Origin of the sequence: Brucella pseudintermedia, from assembly GCF_008932435.1 — a bacterium.
In the GTDB taxonomy this organism is placed as follows: domain Bacteria; phylum Pseudomonadota; class Alphaproteobacteria; order Rhizobiales; family Rhizobiaceae; genus Brucella; species Brucella pseudintermedia.
Genome location: NZ_WBWE01000001.1, coordinates 62,129 through 80,402 on the forward strand (window position 1 = coordinate 62,129; position 18,274 = coordinate 80,402).

The following is an 18,274-nucleotide window of genomic DNA, read 5'->3' on the forward strand; positions in this document are numbered from 1 at the left end:
ACAAAACTGAACTGCAACTGAACGCAATGTTCATCAAGCGCGATCATCGTCCTTGTCCTTGGCTTCCGGCTTTTCCGCACTCGCCCTTTTTGTCCTGACCGCAGACGAATTCTCTCTTTCCTGCTGCATTAACCCGGACAGTTTTTCGATTTCCGGCACGCTCAGAATGAGATCAGTCGAGGAGGAGGACAAATGCAGTCCTTCTTCATGGAAGCGCTCGACGATCTGGAAACGTAGCTCATTCTTGATGCCGCCAGTGGACGTGATATCGGCAACATGCGCATAGATATCGAAGACCATCAGTGAATCGTTCATGCTTTGAAAAGCGACGAAAGGCTCCGGATTTTTCAAGATTGATGGATGGCCGCGAACGATTTCCAGCAGCAATGCATGAACCCGGCGCGGTTCGGCCGTGTAGGAAGCCTGCACGTTGATATCGATGCGCCCGAGCTTGTTGCGATGGGTCCAGTTGCCAACATTGCCGTTGATAAGCGTCGAATTCGGCACGATGATCGATTGCTTCTGGAAGGTTTCCACTTCGGTCGCACGCACGCTGATCTTCTTGACGATGCCGCTGACCGTGCCAGCTTCCACCCAGTCGCCGACCTTAAAGGGACGCTCGGCGAGCAGAATGAGACCGGAAACAAAGTTCTGTACGATGTTTTGCAGGCCAAAACCGATGCCGAGAGAGAGACCGCCGGCAATAAGGGCGAGGTTCGACATATTGAACCCGGCTGCCGATATCCCCATCAACGCCGCCAGACAGAGGCCGACATAGCCTATGACTGTGCGGATCGAATTGCGTACGCCGGAATCGACGCGCCCGCGCGCCATGACACTGTTGTCCAGCCAGTTCTGGAACCAGCGCGTCAGCAGATAGCCGATCACGAACAGCAGCACGCCGGTCAAGAGCCCCATGAGCGAGATCGAAATATTACCGATCTGGAAACCCGTCATCAGCTGGTAGAAAGTACTTTTCAGTTCAGCCCACTGGAAGCCAAGCTGCATCAGGACGAGCGGAATGCCGATCAGCGCCACGACGAGATTGATCAGGATGCCGGCTGCGAGGCCAAGTTGATCCAGCGTCGCGTCGTCGAAATGAAAGCGCTCCCGCATTGCCTTGCCGATATGGCTGGAAGCAAAAGCCTGCTCCTCGGAAATCGCGCGTCCGGTCAGGAAGCCCATATACATGGTCACGAGAAACGCGCCTGTCACAACGATCTGCTGTGAGATAAACCGGGCCAAGCCGATATAGCCGAAAACCGCGGTCAGGATCGGCAAAAGGCCCAATAGGATGAGGAACGTCCTGAAGGCACGCGGCCACGACCGGACAATGCCATCCTTTTCGCGCTCAACGGGCTTCAGGAAAGCGATCGCAAGAATAAGGACACCAACCATTACGGTTGCGAGCAAGCTTTTCGCCATCGTCAACGATAGCGGCGAGGAAAGTATCTGATTGACCGTTCCGAAGAAGGAATCGAGCCCGCTTGTCAGCGCCGTTCCCGTTATCAACCAGCCAAGAACACGTCCCGGCCCCGGCGCGACCGGAACCAGCCGCCATTGCGGCATATCTGAGCTGATACAGGCGAACGCCAGCCTGTGGATGAAGAAGACCAGTCCGAGCACCAGAAAAAGCGACTGGAGGAGGGACGCAATATCTGTTCTCAGAACATTGAAATAGTTCAGAAAAAAGTATGTCGTCGCCAGAAAGACGCCCACAGCCGCCGACGGTATTACCGTAGACCAGAAGGCCACCGACAATCGGCTTAGATAGGAGGGCGACTCCACTGTTGGGTCACGCTGGTAGAGTGTCCCCAAAACGCGCCGCGCACCAAGTTGAATTACCAACGCGGCTACGAATGCAAAAAAGGCGGCGGCGAGAAACGAATTGAGCTTGAACGTGCTTACAAAGCGCCACCACGATTGAATGATGCGCCAGAGCGATACCATTTGCGAACTCGCCGCCGATGCAACCTCAGTGCCGAGCGTCGTGTCGATGTTCACGCGCTGGGAAAGTGTCCTCGCAAAAAGATCGCGGCGCATATCGCCGATTTTTGCGGACATCTGATTGACGGAAAGCGACGTATCTTCCGTCTCGCCGACAATCGCATTGATTTCCGCCTTTTCGGAGACAAGCCGGGCACGCTCTTCACTGACAATAGCCGGTTCAGGCGGCTGATCGCCGGATGGCGCCGGTCCGAGCTGTTCGAGCCGCGTATTGATTTCGCTGAGACGCGGACGGAATGAAACACCGGCATCAAGAAGCTTCTTCGAAAGAGAATCCAGCTGGAGCTTGAGATTGGCGAGCGTTTCATCGTTCGAAGCCGCCTTCGGCAGCTGATCGCTGATCCGCTTCGTCTGCTGCTTCAAATCATCGATAACAGGCCTTTGCTGCTGAACCACATTGGAAACGGGCGCCGCCGCTGGTTGCTGACCGGTGGCAGCGGGCGCCTGCGTGCTTTGTGGAACAGCAGCGGGCGCGGCTGGTGCCGGCTGCTTGTTGTCCTGCGCAAAGGCGGGCGCAAAGCTTCCCGGCGACAGGGCACCGATCAGAAGAGAAAATGCAAGAACACGAAACGTCGATGAATATGCCAATTCAATTCTGCCGTTAAACAAGACACGGTTTCAACATAAAGCGCCCTAAAAGGGATGCAAGGCGTGGCTGTTTACAAGATTTCACAGCATGTAGGAAGCGGACAGATACCCTATCAGGCGAGCCTTGATGCCAGTATTTCCTTGTTCGTGCGAACACAAATGATTAATGAGGATTCGCAATGAGTGTGAAAAGCGGGCTCAACTCCACGGTTAGACTCTAAAGAAAGTCTTGGCGATTTGATGAAGGGCATGAAAAACACGGAACAGCACAAGCGGCATGGTTTCATGCTGTTCGTGACGTGCGTTCTGTCGTTTACCGCTTTTCTCTTTGCCGTCGATTTTTCAACGCCCGATGACGATGCGGCATCTCATTCCGGCGGCATCGTGGCAAGGCAAGTCGAAGGCAGTCCAGCGACGCCTGTTCGCCAGCAATCCACCCCCTCACCGCAGCCCATGCGGGCGATTCTGATCGAAGCCATAGCAGCCAAGATCAAAGCTGCGTATTTCGACAGCTCGGGCGCGGCACTCCCGGTTGTGGCGGCGGCAGCGTTTCTTCCAAAGACGGGTTCAGCCGAAGCGGCGCGGAAAATCCAGCGCCTCGCGGTCTTGCAGGGACATTTTGGCTCTGCCCGTGCGCCCCCGAAAAGCGCATAATGCGCCATTCTTGATGATTGGCCCCTACCGATCCTAACGCCATTGAAAACAATGCCCGCGTCAGCCTTCGAGTGGCAACCGGGCTTACCAACCGGAACCTTAATCCATGCGTACTTCGAAATGGGTGGTTGTGCTATATAGCCTGATCGTTGCGATCGGCGTTATCATCGCCTTGCCCAACTTCTTTACCCAAAAGCAACTTGACGCGATGCCGTCCTGGTTCCCCAAGCGCCAGGTCACGCTCGGCCTTGATCTGCGCGGCGGCTCCTATCTCGTGCTTGAAGTCGATGCAGCCAGCCTGAAGAAGGATCGCTTGCGGACTTTGCTCGACGATGCCCGCAGCAAGCTGCGCGCCGAACGCATCCAGCCGCAGTCTATCCGCGCCGTCGGTGATGCGGTTGTCGTGACCATCCCTGACGCCGACCAGCGCGCCAAGGCGGAAACTGCACTGCGCACCTTGATTTCGCAGGTCAATACCAGCGGGTTCGGTACGGCGATCAATGACATAGATGTCGCCTCGACCGACAATCAGGTGCGTCTGACCCTGACGGAAGCGGGCTTCAACTACCGCCTCGACGCCGCTCTCCAGCAGAGCCTTGAAATCATCCGTCAGCGCGTCGACCAAGTTGGCGTCGCCGAACCTTCGATCCAGCGCGTGGGTTCTGACCGCATCGTGGTTCAGCTTCCCGGCCTTCAGGATCCGGCACAGCTTCGCCAGCTTCTTGGAAGTACGGCGAAAATGAGCTTCCATATGGTTGCGGATGCCAATCCGAACGATGCGCCGCCTCCCGGCGTGACGATTATGCCGGATTCCAAGGACCCGAATATCAAATACCCGATCGAAGATCAGATCGCGCTTTCCGGCGAGCGTCTCACCGATGCGCGTGCAGGATTCGACCAGCGTACCAATGAGCCGATCGTGTCCTTCCGCTTCGATAGTCTCGGAGCGCGCCAGTTCGCGGATATCACCACAAAGAACGTCAATCGCCCGTTCGCTATCGTGCTCGACGGCAAGGTGTTGAGCGCTCCGGTCATCCGCGAACCGATCACCGGTGGTTCGGGTCAGATTTCCGGCAGCTTTACCGTTCAGGACACGGTGGTTCTTTCCGCACTCCTGCGCGCCGGCGCCCTGCCCGCGCCGCTCACCGTTATCGAGGAACGCACGGTTGGTCCTGATCTCGGCGGCGATGCGATCAAGATGGGCCTGATTACCGGTGTGATCGGCTTCGTGCTAGTCGCGGTCTTCATCCAGCTCCTGTACGGTGTCTGGGGAACTATCGCCAATGTGGCCCTCCTGCTTCACACCCTGCTTACCTTCTCGGCCTTGAGCCTTATTGGTGCAACGCTGACATTGCCTGGCATCGCCGGTATCATTCTCGGCATTGGTATCGCGGTTGACGCGAATATTCTCATCAACGAACGTATCCGCGAAGAAACGCGGCGCGGCCTCGGAGCCATGGCCGCGCTGGACAAGGGCTTCCACAGCGCTTTCTCCACCATTGTGGACGCGAATGTCACCTCGCTGATCTCGACTCTGCTGCTCTTCACCTTCGGCACAGGCCCGGTTCGCGGCTTTGCGATTACCATGATGCTCGGCATCGCGATCTCCATGTTCACGGACGTAACGCTCGTCCGCATGGTGATGGCGTGGTACGTTCGCAAACGTAAGCTGAAGGTGCTTGTCATCGAGCCGTTCCTGAAATTCGTTCCCGAAAAGACGAATATCAGCTTCATGAACGCCCGCTTCGTCGGCATTGGTGTCTCGATCGTCCTGTCCATCCTGTCGATTGGCCTGTTCTTCAAACCGGGTCTGAATTACGGCATCGACTTCAAGGGCGGCATTCAGGCGGAAATCGTTACATCACAGCCTGCCGATCTGGCGCAATTGCGCGCCAAGCTTGGCTCGCTTGGACTTGGTGAAGTCGCGCTCCAGTCTGCAGGCAGCCCGAACGATGTTCTGATCCGCGTGCAGCGGCAGGATGGTGGCGAAGAAGCGCAGACGGCCGCCGTAAACAAGATGCGTCAGGCTGTCACCGAGCTCGATCCCGGCGTGAAGATCGAACGGACGGAAGTCGTCGGTCCGAAGGTCTCTGGCGAACTGGCCCGCTCCGGCTTCATCGCGGTTGTCCTTTCGGCGCTCGGCATGCTCATTTATCTGTGGTGGCGTTTCGAATGGTTCTTCGCGATGGGCGCGATCATCACGCTTGTCCTCGATACCACCAAGATGGTCGGCTTTTTCGCGCTGTTGCAGCTCGACTTTAACCTGACCGCCATCGCAGCGCTTCTGACTGCTATCGGCTACTCGGTAAACGATAAGGTTGTGGTTTATGACCGCATGCGAGAAAATATGCGGCTTTATAAATCGAAACCGCTGCGCGAAATCGTGGACATGAGTATCAATCAGGTGCTCGTCCGCTGTATCTATACATCGATGACGACGTTCCTGTGTATGCTTCCGATGGCTATCTGGGGCGGCAGCGCGGTTCATAATTTTGCCGTTCCGATGCTGTTCGGTATCGTGATCGCAACGTCGTCGTCGATCTTCATCGCTGCTCCGATTCTGCTCTTGCTCGGCAACTGGTGGCAGCACCGAAAGGAAGCCCACCAAGCAATTGAAGACAGCGCCGCAGCGCAGAAATGACCCATTCGCCGGGCAAGGTTCATGCCTTGCCCGGCTTCCACATACAGAATAGAGAAGCCAGAGGGGGAAGGCACCTGATGCCCCATGACACGCCTTTGATAGCGACAATCGTCATCGGGTTATGCCTGGCCTTCATCTTCGGTGCGATAGCCACCCGCCTGAAAATCTCACCTCTCGTTGGCTATCTCCTGGCCGGTGTCATTGCCGGTCCCCACACACCCGGTTTCGTTGCAGATCAGGACCTCATTCTGCAGCTCGCTGAAATTGGCGTTATACTGCTGATGTTCGGTGTCGGCCTACACTTTTCGCTTAAAGATCTCCTTTCCGTCAAAGCCATCGCGGTACCCGGCGCACTTGCGCAGATCGCTGCCGCCGCAGCCCTCGGTACCGGTCTCGGCCTCGCACTCGGCTGGGACGTGCAGGCGGGTCTGGTTTTCGGCCTTGCCCTTTCAACCGCCAGTACAGTTGTCCTTCTGCGCGCCATGCAGGAGCGCCGCCTGATCGATACGGAACGCGGACGCATTGCTGTCGGCTGGCTGATCGTCGAAGACCTCGCAATGGTCATGGCGCTCGTGTTGCTTCCGGCCATTGCCAGCGTCACCGGCCGCGCAGAAGGCACGGCAGCAAGCGATCCCATTATTTCATGGCTTGGCCTCGGCATTGGCGGCATCATTCTACTTACCATAGCCAAGGTCATCCTGTTCGTTGCGCTGATGCTAATCGTTGGACGCAAGGTCATACCCTGGCTTCTCAATGTCGTGGCCCAAACCGGCTCACGCGAATTGTTTCGTTTGGGCGTGCTCGCTATTGCACTCGGCGTCGCCTTTGGCGCAGCCCATCTGTTTGGCGTTTCCTTCGCGCTGGGCGCATTCTTCGCTGGCATGGTCATGAGCGAATCCGAGCTTAGTCATCGGGCCGCTGAAGAGTCCCTCCCCCTGCGAGATGCCTTTGCGGTGCTGTTCTTCATTTCTGTCGGCATGCTTTTCGATCCGATGAGCCTTGTCCGTGACCCGCTTCCCCTGCTCGGAACGCTCGCCATTATTCTCGTTGGAAAGTCGGTCGCTGCATTTTTCATCGTGCGCGCTTTCCGTCGTCCGGTCAGCACGGCGCTCACCATTTCGGCCAGCCTTGCGCAAATCGGTGAATTCTCTTTCATTCTTGCAGGGTTGGGCGTCAGTCTCAATCTTCTCCCTCCAGCCGGGCGCGATCTCATTCTCGCGGGCGCAATCCTCTCAATCTTCCTCAATCCGGTCATGTTCATCGTAGCGGAACGGATGCGGCCATGGATCGAAAAGCGAAGCAAAGGCGAAATGACAGCCGGTGAGAATATCGAAGCCGAGCCCAGCATTTCCGAGCCCGAGCCTTTGCCGCAAACATCGCTGGTCGCGCACACGATTGTGGTCGGTTATGGCCAGATTGGTGCTGGTATCGCGGGAGGATTGCAGGCGGAAACTTCACCTTTTCTGGTGATCGAGGATTCGCCGAAAGTAAGCGCATCTTTGAAGGACAAGGGCATTGAGGCTATCACCGGCAATGCTTCGGATTCTGAAATACTGGCGGCTGCCAATCCGTCAGCCGCCAGAAATCTGGTCATCGCGATACCCAACGCCTTTGAGGCTGGTCGTGTGACCGCGCTGGCTCGAGCCGCCAACCCGGAAATAAACATCGTCGTGCGCGCCTGTTCAAAAGCAGAAGCACAATACCTGCATGATCTTGGCGCTAATTCCGTCATTCTGGGCGAGGAAGAGATTGCAGCCGCCATGGCGAAGGCAATCGGAACCGAAATCAAAAGGAAAGACGCCGTCACCGTTTCGGACGGCGAAACGCAGAACGGCATAATGGGAACAATATCGGACGGATTGGCCGATATGACGGGCAATAATGGGGATGATATGAAGCATGAACGCGTGGTGACCGGCTGATGAAAGCAAAGGATTATATCTGGCCGGTCGTAGGCATTTGCGCAGTCGGAGTTTCGGTCTGGCTTCTTTATCGCGAGCTTCGCAGCATATCGCTGGATGATGTTCTGGACAGCCTTTATGCCATCCGGGCTCACCATTGGGTTCTGGCGGCGGGTTCCGCGCTTCTCGCCTATAGTTCGCTTGCAGGCTATGATCGTATCGCGCTGCTGCATCTCAAACGCAAAATTTCCTGGCTGTTTATCGCGCTTTGTTCCTTCACCACCTACGCCTTATCGCACAATATCGGAGCCTCAGTCGTCTCCGGCGCCGTAGTGCGCTATCGAGCTTATTCCTCGCAAGGCATGCCGGGCAGTGAAATCGCCGTCCTGATTGCCTTTTGCTCTTTTACGTTCATTCTTGGCGTTATCATAACCTCCAGCGTCGTTCTTCTGCTGGAGCCGCACATTCTGATGCGTTTCAACGAGGAACTGACACCGACCGTTTCCATTGTCATCGCACTTTTGATGCTGGCATTTGTGCTGCTCTATGTCTTCGGCAGCTGGTTGCGCCTGCGCCCGCTCCAGATCGGCAGTTTCCGGCTCGAATATCCGCGCATGTCGGTGGTTGTGCAGCAGCTCATCGTCGCTCCGCTGGAACTGATCGGCGCCGCCGGCATCATCTACTTTGCCTTGCCAGAGGCAGGTAATCCCGGCTTTCTCATTATTCTCGGCATCTTTCTCGTTTCGTTCTCGGCAGCTTTGATATCGCACGCCCCCGGCGGTCTCGGCGTCCTGGAACTGGTTTTCCTGACAGGTTTGCCGGATATGAATCAGGCAGACGTTCTCGCTGCGCTGATCGTGTTTCGACTGCTTTATCTGCTTATTCCGTTCGCAATGTCGCTCGTGGTGGTGCTCGTTTTTGAAAAGTCCCAGTTTCTGCTGCGGTGGAACGAAAAACAGCAAAAATAGACCCGCCAGACATGGAGCATAATTTTCACATAATCGCTCTAAATTGAATTTGTTTTCCTTAAAAAGGCGGCTTCCGCCACTTATCTTGGAACCAGTTTCGCAAAGCGCAAGCATCGCGAAATTGAACGCCCTCCCAAGGCTTTAATTCCAAGAGGAAAGACGCATGCCTGCGACATTGATCATCCCCGGCTACAAGGGATCGGAAGCAGGCCACTGGCAGCGCCAATGGTTGCATGACGATCCGTCAGCATTGCTCGTCGAACAGGACGACTGGCACTATCCGGTGCTATCCGACTGGATGCACGCGCTCGAAGCCAAGCTCGCCGAAAACCCCGGCGCGGTTCTGGTTGCCCATAGCCTCGGCTGTGCGCTCGTCGCCCATCTGTCGAGCCGACCATCGGCTGCTCATGTGGCGGGTGCACTTCTCGTTGCACCGGCCGACGCTGAGACCATGGCCCGCAGGGACAGTCGTTTCCAGAGCTTTGCCCCGCTGCCCCGCCACGAACTGGGTTTCCCTTCTATCGTCGTGGCAAGCCGCAACGATGAGTATATGAGCTTTGCCAAGGCTGAAGCTCTTTCGCATGTGTGGGGTTCGGGATTTGTCGACCTGGGCCATGCCGGTCACATCAACGTGGCAAGCGGTTTCAGCCGCTGGCCTGAGGGAATTATTCTGGCGTCCTCGCTGCACAGAGAACCGGTAACCAACACGCTTTCCCAAGCAGCGTGACCGCGAGCCGTCTATTCCTCGAATGGACGGCTCCCTTTTTCAGGCGCCCTGCCTGCGCTCAAGCAGAACCTTCAAAACAAGCGTGAGAAGAGCGATCAATGCCAGCGTCGAGGCTGCTGCGAAAGCACCGGCGACATTATAGTCGTTGAACAGCAATTCCACCTGTAGCGGCAGCGTATTGGTCTTGCCTCGGATGGCACCAGAGACGACCGAAGTTGCTCCAAATTCCCCCATGACACGCGCATTGCAAAGCACCGCGCCATAGAGCAACGCCCACTTAATGTTGGGCAAGGTAACATAGAAAAAGGTCTGCCAAGCGTTGGCCCCGAGCGTCAAAGCCGCTTCTTCTTCATCACTCCCCTGCACTTCCATGAGCGGGATCAGCTCCCGCGCCACGAAGGGCGAAGTCACGAAAAGGCTGACCAGAAAAATCGCTGGGACCGTGAACATGATCTTGATGTCGTAGGACTCCAGTAGCGGCCCCAGCAGCCCCTGCGATCCATAGAGGAAGAGATAGGTAACACCAGCCACGATAGGCGAAACGGAAAAAGGTATTTCCACGAATGTGATCAGAAGCCTGCGGCCGGGAAAGCGGAATTTCGTTACCAGCCACGCTACACAGACACCGAAAGCCATGTTGATCGGGACAACAACGATCGCAGTCAACACAGTGAGCCACACCGCATGAAGCGTGTCTGGCCTCAATATCTCGCTGAAAAAGACATCGACGCCTTTGCTGAATGCATAGGAGAAGATGACGGCAAGCGGCGCTCCGATACAGATCACAGACAACACGGCTGCGAGCCAGATCAATATGTTGCGCATCGGGCCCGAATTTCGTGCCTGCATGCTTGCGCTAGCGTTCTGCATAACGAAGCTGCCTTGCCTGGATGAGATTGGTCACAAGAAGCATGACAAAGGCCGTAACAAGCATCACGAATGCAAGTGCAGCCGCGGCGGGATAGTCATATTCGTCCAACCGGATGAAAACGAGCAGTGACGTGACTTCGGTTTCGAAGGGCAGATTGCCTGAGATAAAGACAATCGAACCAAACTCGCCAAGGCTGCGCGCAAAGGAAAGCGAAGAGCCTGCAAGGAAAGCCGGAAAGATGGTCGGCCAGATAATATGCGAGAATGTCTGCCAGGAACTGGCCCCAAGGCTGCGCGCAGCCTCTTCCACATCGGCGCTCATATCTTCGAGCACCGGCTGAACCGTGCGAATGACGAACGGGATGCTGGTGAAGAACATCGCGATCATGATTCCAAGTGGTGCGTAAGCGACCTTTATCCCGATCGGTTCAAGAAGCCGCCCGAACCAGCCATTCTGAGCGAACAGTGTTACAAGCGCCAGGCCAGCAATGGCAGTCGGCAGCGCGAAAGGAAGATCGACAGCGGCATCGATCATGCGTTTGCCCGGAAATTCGTATCGTGTCAGGACCCATGCCAGCAGAAGACCGAACAGGCCATTGAACACGGTCGCCACCGCAGCAGCGCTCAAGGTGATCCTGTAAGTCGCCAGCGCCCGCTCCGAAGTCACAATGTTCCAGAAGTCGCTCCAGCCGAGACTGGCCGTTTTCAGGATCATGGCCAGCAGCGGCAAAGCCACGATCACAACCAGATAAAGCAAGGTGCAGCCAAGGGTCAGCCCGAACCCCGGCAACACCGAATTACGTTTCATGCTTAGAACCGCCACTGGATTTTTCCGAAAAGCGAGGCGACCCATGCGGGTCGCCAGTTGGCTTCATTTATTTGCCTTTGAAGAGCTGATCAAGCACTCCGCCTTCAGCGAAATGTTCCTTCTGCACCTTCTCCCAGCCACCAAAAGCGTCTTCAACCGTTACGAGGCGCACATCAGGATAGATGTCCTTGTGCTTGGCGATGACGTCCTTGTCATGTACGCGGTTGAAGTTTTGGGCCAGAATTTCCTGCCCCTCCAGAGAATAGAGGTAATCGAGATAGGCTTCGGCGATCTTGCGCGATCCGCGCTTGTCCACCACCTTATCCACGACCGTAACCGGAAACTCCGCCAGCAGGCTGACTTCCGGTACGACAACGTCATACTTATCGGGCCCGAGCACTTTTTCTGTCCCGCGCGTTTCCGCCTCGAAAGTCACCAGAACGTCACCAATGCCGCGTTCGGCGAAAGTTGTCGTTGCCCCGCGACCGCCTGTATCGAAAACCGGGACGTTTTTGAAAATCTTGCCGATGAATTCATGCACCTTTGCCTGATCGCCCTTGAACGCCTCGTTCGCGTAAGCCGTCGCGGCAAGATAGGTGTAACGCGCATTGCCCGAGGTTTTGGGGTTCGGGAAGATAACCTTGACATCATCGCGCGCCAGATCGTCCCAGTTCTTGATGTTCTTCGGATTACCTTCGCGCACGAGGAATGCGGGGAACGAATAATAAGGCGACGAGTTGTTGGGCAACCTCTTCTGCCAGTCCGCCGGAATCAGATTGCCCTTGTCATGAAGGACCTGCACGTCGGTCACCTGGTTGAATGTCACGACATCAGCCTCAAGCCCTTCCAGAATCGAACGCGCCTGCTTCGATGATCCAGCATGGGACTGATTGACGGTCAGGTCTTCTCCGGTCTTGGTTTTCCAATCGGCGATGAAGGCCTTGTTGATCTGCTCGTAGAGTTCCCGCGCGATATCATAGGAAACATTGAGGATTTCCTTTGGCTCCTGCGCGTGAACCGGGGCGCAGCCGAGACCGAGAGCGACCGCCGCATATAGAATAATTTTTCTCATTAGACCCATCCCCACCGCGCCATTTGCGAAAAGCGCTCTAAACTGGATTGTTTTCGGAAAACAAATCTAACGAGAGAAAAGACAAAATCAATCTAAATCATTGATTTAAATATATAAACTACTTTCAACGCCATTCATGGAAGCCGCGCCCAATCCATATGCTGGCGTGAGAAAATAATTCTCCCCCGGAGCGAAATTCTGAAATGAAACGCAAAAGGCAGGAAGCTTTCGCCTCCTGCCTTCAAAAATTTACGCGCCTGAACGGACTTACCAGAAACCGCGATGCTGCCAGCACCAGAGAAAATTATGCTCGCCGCGCTCCAACCGGTTGCGGCGGCGGGCTGCAATCTCTTCAGCATTCAGCTTCATCTCGCGCCATGGCTGTTCCAGAAAGGCCGGAACACGCAAAAACGCATTCTTCATCTTTGTAGCGAGCAGATGAACGGTTCGCTTCATGCAGGCCTCCTCATTGCCTTACGCTCCAATATTGTCGCGCTTTCGCCGCAACAATGAACGACAGGTTAATTTTGTAGGCTTCCGGACTTTTGTCAATAACCTACTTTTTTGATCGGAGTTAACTGCATGAAATAATTTGCGAGCTGAATGACCCAGCCCGCAGATATTTCCATTACACCTCATATTCGATTGAAGGCGTAATACGAACCTTACCGACGTGGCGCCCATTCATCGAGTCTATCTTGAATTCCAGCCCGTCAGCAACGAAGCTCTCCCCACCCACAGGCAAGTGCCCCAGATGCCAGAGTACGTAACCGGCGAGAGTTGTGTAGCGGTCGGCTTCGTCCACAAGATCGCGCTCCAGAAGGCCGCTCAAGCGGCGAATGTCGGTAAACCCGTCTACGAGGTAACCGCCCTGCCCGTCTGATAACGCAACGGCCGCCTCCTCGTCTTCATCCGGGAACTCACCGGCAATAGCTTCCAGAACGTCGGTAGGCGTTACGACGCCTTCGAATGAACCGTGCTCATCCACCACCACCGCGATCTGAACAGGGGAATTGCGCAACTGCTCCATAACGCGCAGCACGTTTGCATTCTCGTGCACGACCAGCGGCTGCTTCATGGATTTATCCCAGTCTATGGGCTTCTTGTCTCCAATATCGCGCAGCAGATCCCTGACCAATGCCACACCAATGAACTCATCCACCTGACGGCGCGCAACGATGACGCGCGAATGCGTCAGCTTGCGAATGGCCGCGTCCAGTTCCGCCGCGTCTTCATCCAGGTCAAGCCACTCGATCTCATTGCGGGGCGACATAATGGAACGCACAGGCCGATCAGCCAGATCAAGCACGCCGCGGATCATCTCCTTTTCTTCCGGCAAAAAGACATCGCTGGCGGCTGTCTGCTGGGCAATCACGTCAACTGTGTCAGAAAGCGGGCTCTCACCGCGGCTGCCGCCGAGCAGCCGCAACACCGCGCCCGCAGTACGCTCCCGGAGATCATTGGTGGTGACCAGCTTCTCACGATTATGCCGTGCCATCTGGTTGGCTGCTTCGATCAACACGGAGAAGCCGATCGCTGCGTAGAGATAGCCCTTTGGAATATGAAAGCCGAAACCTTCCACGACCAGACTGAAACCGATCATCATCAGGAAACCGAGACACAGAATGACAACGGTCGGGTGCTTGTTTACGAAATCCATCAGCGGCTTGGAAGCAAGCATCATCACGCCGATGGCAATGACGACAGCAATCATCATGACCGGCATATGCTGGACCATTCCTACAGCAGTGATCACACTGTCCAGCGAGAACACGGCGTCCAGAACGACAATCTGAACGATTACCTGCCAGAACACCGCATGTACGACCTTGGAGCTCTTGGGCCCGTGGTTTCCCTCCAGCCGCTCGTGAAGTTCCATCGTGCCCTTGGCAAGCAGAAACAGGCCACCAATCAGCATGATGATATCCCGGCCAGAGAACGACATTTCCATCAGCGAGACCAATGGTTCGCGCAGGGTAACGATCCAGGAAATCGAAGCGAGCAACGCCAGGCGCATCAAAAGAGCCAAGCTGAGGCCAATCAACCGCGCGCGATTGCGTTGATGCGGAGGCAGTTTGTCGGCCAGAATGGCGATGAAGACGAGATTGTCGATACCGAGAACGATCTCAAGCACCACCAATGTCACCAAACCTATCCAGGCATTGGGGTCAGCAATCCAGTCCATGGACCAGTCCATGATAGGTCGGCTCCTTTAAAGATCAGCAGAAACGAAAATTGGAAATTATGCCGCATACAGTTTGTGGCCGGGCCGCCTTTATGCGGTCCAGCCCCAGACGGGCAAAGACTGTCGGAAATTGCTCAATACACAGAAAGCGCAAACACCCCTGCGGGGAACTTGGACTTCGAGAAGACGAATCGTCAGAATTGTCGTCGGGCATAAAGCGCGATGAACCTTATATGTGATGGCTGCGAGGCTCGCCTAAGCTGCCGGTTGCCATATGAACCATATGATCTGTTATTATGCAGACCGAAGCGTAAGCCACAAGTGGCCGATTATTCGGCCGGTGTAACTTGTACACGCCGTTTCCGCTCCCGTCGCGGACGGGCTTTGAAAAAGCGAACGCCAATGACCGTCACGATAATAGTGACAATGGTGATCCCAATGGCAAACCAGAACATGTGGTCGCCGTCCATTCTGGCGAAAAGGCCTGCGCCACGTCCAGCCAGCCAGCCCGGAAGAAACATCACGGGAGCCCAAACCAGCGCGGAAAGGACATTGGCGGTCTGGAAGCGCGTCTGATCCATGGACATCATGCCGGCAACCATCGGGACAGTGCAGCGTATGGGTCCGAAAAAGCGGCCAAGGAACACCGCCGAAAAACCGTAACGACGGAAAAGGAGACGCGCCCGTGCCACGCCGCTGCGATGTTTGTTGAGCGGCCATTTGTGAATGATATTGCGGCCCAGCCACCAGCCGAGGAAATAGGAGATGATATCGCCGATTACCGCGCCGATAATCGCTCCGATGATGACCGGAATGGGTTCGATAATTCCCGCCCCCACGAGGCCGCCGATGGCAATCATGATTGGCGTGGCCGGAATGAACATTCCTATGATGGCGAGAGATTCGCCAAAGGCGATGATTCCCACGATAGGCCCAGCCCATGCCCGATGATCGGAGATAAACTGTCCGAGATCGCCTATTATGCTTTCCATTCCGTCCTCAAATACCGCGAACCGGATTGCGAAACGATATGAACCGTTCCTTTATTCGGCAATGGCGACTCCGGTGCATGAATCGCCTTGCTCTCATAATTTTGGGCGGCGCAGGCGCCCTCCTCTTCAGGACGACTACCAACCGATCAAGTCTTTTATATGCCGTAGCTTCTCAGACAAGCATCAATAATTGATGACATGGCTGCGACATTTGCAGCGTAGCCCTACTCCCCGATTAACCTCCCGCCGCACACAATGTATCCGGCAACGACGAATATGGAGTCGCCTGCCCCTCCTTACAACGCCGGACCGTGAAAAAATGAATCAAATCAAGAATTTCTCTTTTTTGATTCTTTTTAGACGCCTCAAACATGCAACCACAGTGAGCATATTTTAAAGAGACACCGGTAGCGCGCAAAATCAGAAATTCAAGAACCCCGCATTTCCGGGCTTTTTGCGCAAACTGTCATTTTTTTCAGAAAATTTGCAGTTGGAGGCTGGACAGGTGGAAAAGAGGCCGTTATAGAACCGCTCACTTCACCGGGGCCGCTGCCTCGGCAAAGCGAGTGGGTGATTAGCTCAGTTGGTAGAGCAGCTGACTCTTAATCAGCGGGTCGTAGGTTCGATCCCTACATCACCCACCATTTTCTCTTCAGAAAACAAACGCTTCCGCTGATACACTTGTCTTCGCTGGCTGGTTGAAGCCAGAGCCCTTCCAGAACGAAAATTCGCTTCGTTGCTTTCGGCTTTCCTACCTCCAGGAATGCCTCGTTGGACCGCTGCGTTTCCTCCGACACATTACCGATAATTAATTCGCATATTCATATGCGGTTCATCTAAGATGACCGACATTACTTGCACGCCATTTAGCGGCGTCCCTGTAAAAGAGTAATGGAGTAAAATAGCCATGAAATCCAAGACCGCATTTATCGCTGTAATTGCAACATCTTTGCTTGCAGTTCCCGCACTGGCGCAAGAAAACAACAGTGCAAATACTGATAAAACGGCGACAGAGACGCCCGCTACACCATCCAGAGATATGAAGTTTAGACAAGGCCCCGTCGACCTCGAAAAATTCTCACGTCTTGATGACCTCAAGGCCGCTGATAGCGATGGTGACGGAGTACTTTCTCGGGCTGAAATCGAAGCATTGGCACAAAAGCGCATCGTGAGCCGTGCGGCTGACCGTATGGAGCGTCGCCTCGATATCAATGGCGACGGCAAGGTCACGCTTGCGGAAATTGAAAACCAGCGCAAGAAGGAATTCGCTGCACTGGACCGGAATGAGGATGGCAAGATTGATCGCAGCGAAATGCGCGCAGCGAAGATGCATCATGCCAGAGGTTCTCACAAGGGTCCCCACCACATGGGGCACCACAAAGGCCCGATGAAGGGGCAGGCAGAAAAGCCGCAGGAATAAAATCCAACAAAATAGCCCGGGCTCAACGACCGGGCTATTTTTACATAGATATCAAGGCCACATCAGGAGCGGATGACGCCCTTCTTGAAGATGATATTGCCGTAGCGCCTCTTTTCACCCGTGCGAATGATCGCAAAAGCGTCACGAGCACGATGATAAAAGGCAAATCTCTCCATCGGATCGACAGAAATGTGTCGCCCCTCGGCCTTCTCGATCACAGCTTCAAATTCCTTGAAAATCGCCGGCGTTTCATTGGGCGCTTGCATGACAGCCGCTGGCTTATCGACAAAATCGTCCAATGGCAGCAGCGACAGAACGGCCTCAGCCATATCCGTTGCGGTGATTCCCGGAAAATCCAGTACGTGTACGCCGGAAGACTGCGCCGGATAATTGGCATCGACAATCACCAGATCGTCGCCGTGCCCCATATCTGCAAGGACTTCCAGCAGCGAGCCGGTCAGCAATGGATTGATATTCTTCAACATAAGAAGTCATTCCCACAAAAATTTGAACAGATCACACTAAGCAACTCGCCTTCAGAATCGCAAGGCCCAAGTGCTGGCGAGGGTGACAGGCCTATCGGGTTGTCGGGTCCAGCTTGTCACGCAGCCAGTCGCCCACAAAACTGATCGAAAGTGTCGTGAACATGATCACAAATGACGGCGCGAGCATGATCCACGGCGCACGGGTGAGATACTCGCGGCCATAACCGACCATATTGCCGAGGCTCGTCATTGGCGGCTGCACGCCGAGTCCAAGGAATGACAGACTGCTTTCGAGCAAAATGATCTCCGGGAACGTCAGCGTCATCGAGACGATCAGCGTCGAGGCAATATTCGGGAGAATATGCTTGAGATAAACGCGTGACGGCGTAGCGCCGAGTTGCGTAACCGCGGCTGCGTAGCCTTGCGCATTGGCAGAAACGGCGAGCCCGCGAGCGATACGGGCATAACGCTCCCAACCGTAGAACCCCATCAGGCAGGTCAGCAGCAGAAGTGAGCTTCCGAAGAAGGCAAGCACCGCAAGCGACAGGATGAGGAATGGCAATGCCGCCTGAAAATCAGCCAGCATGACCACCACCTGTTCCACCACACCACGAAAATAGGCTGCGAGAAAACCGAGCGTCGTGCCGAACACGGCAGAAATGACAGTCGCACCGAATGCGATGAGCAGTGAAATGCGGATGGACTCGATAAGACGCGAGAGCACGTCACGTCCGAGCTCATCGGTACCCAGCCAATGTTGCGGATTACCCGGCAATGCGAGGCGGTTTTTCAGATCGAAAGCCGTGATATTGTAAGGTTTGATCCAATCCGCGGTCAGAGCAATCAGGATCATCGCCGCGATCCAGATGAAGCCGATGATGACCATCAGCGGAATGCGTTTATGAACCTTTTTGGGGTGTATGGAAACAGCGGCTGTATTGGCGGTCATATCTGTC

At 55.1% G+C, this 18,274-nt stretch carries 15 protein-coding genes and 1 tRNA gene; 7 read left to right on the forward strand and 9 right to left on the reverse strand.

Annotated features, from left to right (window positions below; all coding sequences use genetic code 11):
- Window positions 1–33: 33 nt before the first annotated feature.
- A complete protein-coding gene (locus tag F9K78_RS00300) occupies window positions 34–2,595 on the reverse strand; it encodes a mechanosensitive ion channel family protein (protein WP_121985059.1) in 2,562 nt (853 codons plus the stop codon).
- 240 nt (window positions 2,596–2,835) lie between these two features.
- Here F9K78_RS00300 and F9K78_RS00305 point away from each other — a divergent pair, with 240 nt between their 5' ends.
- The 5 genes from F9K78_RS00305 to F9K78_RS00325 all read left to right on the forward strand — a co-directional run bounded on the left by F9K78_RS00305 (window position 2,836) and on the right by F9K78_RS00325 (window position 9,486).
- Entirely contained in the window at window positions 2,836–3,249 is a 414-nt protein-coding gene (locus tag F9K78_RS00305; RefSeq protein ID WP_121982234.1) for a hypothetical protein, read from the forward strand.
- 106 nt (window positions 3,250–3,355) lie between these two features.
- Complete coding sequence (gene secD / locus F9K78_RS00310) at window positions 3,356–5,890, forward strand: protein translocase subunit SecD (RefSeq protein WP_121982233.1); 2,535 nt, start codon at window positions 3,356–3,358, stop codon at window positions 5,888–5,890.
- Window positions 5,891–5,967: 77 nt separating this feature from the next.
- A complete protein-coding gene (ybaL, locus tag F9K78_RS00315; RefSeq protein ID WP_121982232.1) occupies window positions 5,968–7,812 on the forward strand; it encodes a YbaL family putative K(+) efflux transporter in 1,845 nt (614 codons plus the stop codon).
- Window positions 7,812–8,759 carry a lysylphosphatidylglycerol synthase domain-containing protein gene (locus F9K78_RS00320; RefSeq protein WP_121982231.1) on the forward strand — a complete coding sequence of 316 codons (948 nt, stop codon included), beginning with the start codon at window positions 7,812–7,814 and terminating at the stop codon, window positions 8,757–8,759. The genes ybaL and F9K78_RS00320 overlap by 1 nt, the downstream gene beginning before the upstream one ends.
- A gap of 163 nt (window positions 8,760–8,922) precedes the next feature.
- Window positions 8,923–9,486, forward strand: coding sequence for an alpha/beta hydrolase (locus tag F9K78_RS00325; RefSeq protein ID WP_121982230.1), 564 nt, complete (start codon window positions 8,923–8,925; stop codon window positions 9,484–9,486).
- Between the two features lie 39 nt (window positions 9,487–9,525).
- Here F9K78_RS00325 and cysW read toward each other — a convergent pair whose 3' ends face one another.
- From cysW to F9K78_RS00355, 6 genes are all read right to left on the reverse strand, one after another.
- Window positions 9,526–10,356, reverse strand: coding sequence for a sulfate ABC transporter permease subunit CysW (gene cysW, locus F9K78_RS00330; protein ID WP_121982229.1), 831 nt, complete (start codon window positions 10,354–10,356; stop codon window positions 9,526–9,528).
- Window positions 10,343–11,164, reverse strand: coding sequence for a sulfate ABC transporter permease subunit CysT (gene cysT, locus F9K78_RS00335; protein WP_121982228.1), 822 nt, complete (start codon window positions 11,162–11,164; stop codon window positions 10,343–10,345). Before cysT ends, cysW begins: the two co-directional genes overlap by 14 nt.
- A 67-nt stretch (window positions 11,165–11,231) precedes the next feature.
- Window positions 11,232–12,236, reverse strand: a complete 1,005-nt coding sequence (locus F9K78_RS00340) for a sulfate ABC transporter substrate-binding protein (RefSeq protein WP_121982227.1) — start codon at window positions 12,234–12,236, stop codon at window positions 11,232–11,234.
- 267 nt (window positions 12,237–12,503) lie between these two features.
- A complete protein-coding gene (locus F9K78_RS00345; RefSeq protein WP_121982226.1) occupies window positions 12,504–12,692 on the reverse strand; it encodes a hypothetical protein in 189 nt (62 codons plus the stop codon).
- A 172-nt stretch (window positions 12,693–12,864) separates the two neighbouring features.
- Window positions 12,865–14,433, reverse strand: coding sequence for a TerC family protein (locus F9K78_RS00350; RefSeq protein WP_121985058.1), 1,569 nt, complete (start codon window positions 14,431–14,433; stop codon window positions 12,865–12,867).
- A gap of 317 nt (window positions 14,434–14,750) precedes the next feature.
- Window positions 14,751–15,413, reverse strand: a complete 663-nt coding sequence (locus F9K78_RS00355) for a DedA family protein (RefSeq protein WP_121985057.1) — start codon at window positions 15,411–15,413, stop codon at window positions 14,751–14,753.
- A 568-nt stretch (window positions 15,414–15,981) separates the two neighbouring features.
- Between F9K78_RS00355 and F9K78_RS00365 the strand changes: the two genes are divergently transcribed.
- Window positions 15,982–16,057 (forward strand) — tRNA-Lys (locus F9K78_RS00365).
- 263 nt (window positions 16,058–16,320) lie between these two features.
- Entirely contained in the window at window positions 16,321–16,833 is a 513-nt protein-coding gene (locus F9K78_RS00370; protein WP_121982223.1) for an EF-hand domain-containing protein, read from the forward strand.
- A gap of 62 nt (window positions 16,834–16,895) precedes the next feature.
- Here the strand turns inward: F9K78_RS00370 and F9K78_RS00375 are convergent, their stop codons facing one another.
- Both F9K78_RS00375 and F9K78_RS00380 read right to left on the reverse strand, forming a co-directional pair.
- On the reverse strand, window positions 16,896–17,318 hold the full coding sequence (locus F9K78_RS00375) for an RbsD/FucU family protein (protein ID WP_121985056.1): 423 nt from the start codon (window positions 17,316–17,318) through the stop codon (window positions 16,896–16,898).
- Window positions 17,319–17,409: 91 nt separating this feature from the next.
- Entirely contained in the window at window positions 17,410–18,267 is an 858-nt protein-coding gene (locus F9K78_RS00380) for an ABC transporter permease (RefSeq protein ID WP_376903285.1), read from the reverse strand.
- Window positions 18,268–18,274: the final 7 nt, after the last annotated feature.

What these genes read in the sequence shown, in the direction of transcription:
- F9K78_RS00305 (WP_121982234.1), top strand. Translation starts at nt 2,836, where the DNA reads ATGAAGGGCATGAAAAACACGGAACAGCACAAGCGGCATGGTTTCATG.
- secD (WP_121982233.1), top strand. Translation starts at nt 3,356, where the DNA reads ATGCGTACTTCGAAATGGGTGGTTGTGCTATATAGCCTGATCGTTGCG.
- ybaL (WP_121982232.1), top strand. Translation starts at nt 5,968, where the DNA reads ATGCCCCATGACACGCCTTTGATAGCGACAATCGTCATCGGGTTATGC.
- F9K78_RS00320 (WP_121982231.1), top strand. Translation starts at nt 7,812, where the DNA reads ATGAAAGCAAAGGATTATATCTGGCCGGTCGTAGGCATTTGCGCAGTC.
- F9K78_RS00325 (WP_121982230.1), top strand. Translation starts at nt 8,923, where the DNA reads ATGCCTGCGACATTGATCATCCCCGGCTACAAGGGATCGGAAGCAGGC.
- cysW (WP_121982229.1), bottom strand. Translation starts at nt 10,356, where the DNA reads ATGCAGAACGCTAGCGCAAGCATGCAGGCACGAAATTCGGGCCCGATG.
- cysT (WP_121982228.1), bottom strand. Translation starts at nt 11,164, where the DNA reads ATGAAACGTAATTCGGTGTTGCCGGGGTTCGGGCTGACCCTTGGCTGC.
- F9K78_RS00340 (WP_121982227.1), bottom strand. Translation starts at nt 12,236, where the DNA reads ATGAGAAAAATTATTCTATATGCGGCGGTCGCTCTCGGTCTCGGCTGC.
- F9K78_RS00345 (WP_121982226.1), bottom strand. Translation starts at nt 12,692, where the DNA reads ATGAAGCGAACCGTTCATCTGCTCGCTACAAAGATGAAGAATGCGTTT.
- F9K78_RS00350 (WP_121985058.1), bottom strand. Translation starts at nt 14,433, where the DNA reads ATGGACTGGTCCATGGACTGGATTGCTGACCCCAATGCCTGGATAGGT.
- F9K78_RS00355 (WP_121985057.1), bottom strand. Translation starts at nt 15,413, where the DNA reads ATGGAAAGCATAATAGGCGATCTCGGACAGTTTATCTCCGATCATCGG.
- F9K78_RS00370 (WP_121982223.1), top strand. Translation starts at nt 16,321, where the DNA reads ATGAAATCCAAGACCGCATTTATCGCTGTAATTGCAACATCTTTGCTT.
- F9K78_RS00375 (WP_121985056.1), bottom strand. Translation starts at nt 17,318, where the DNA reads ATGTTGAAGAATATCAATCCATTGCTGACCGGCTCGCTGCTGGAAGTC.
- F9K78_RS00380 (WP_376903285.1), bottom strand. Translation starts at nt 18,267, where the DNA reads ATGACCGCCAATACAGCCGCTGTTTCCATACACCCCAAAAAGGTTCAT.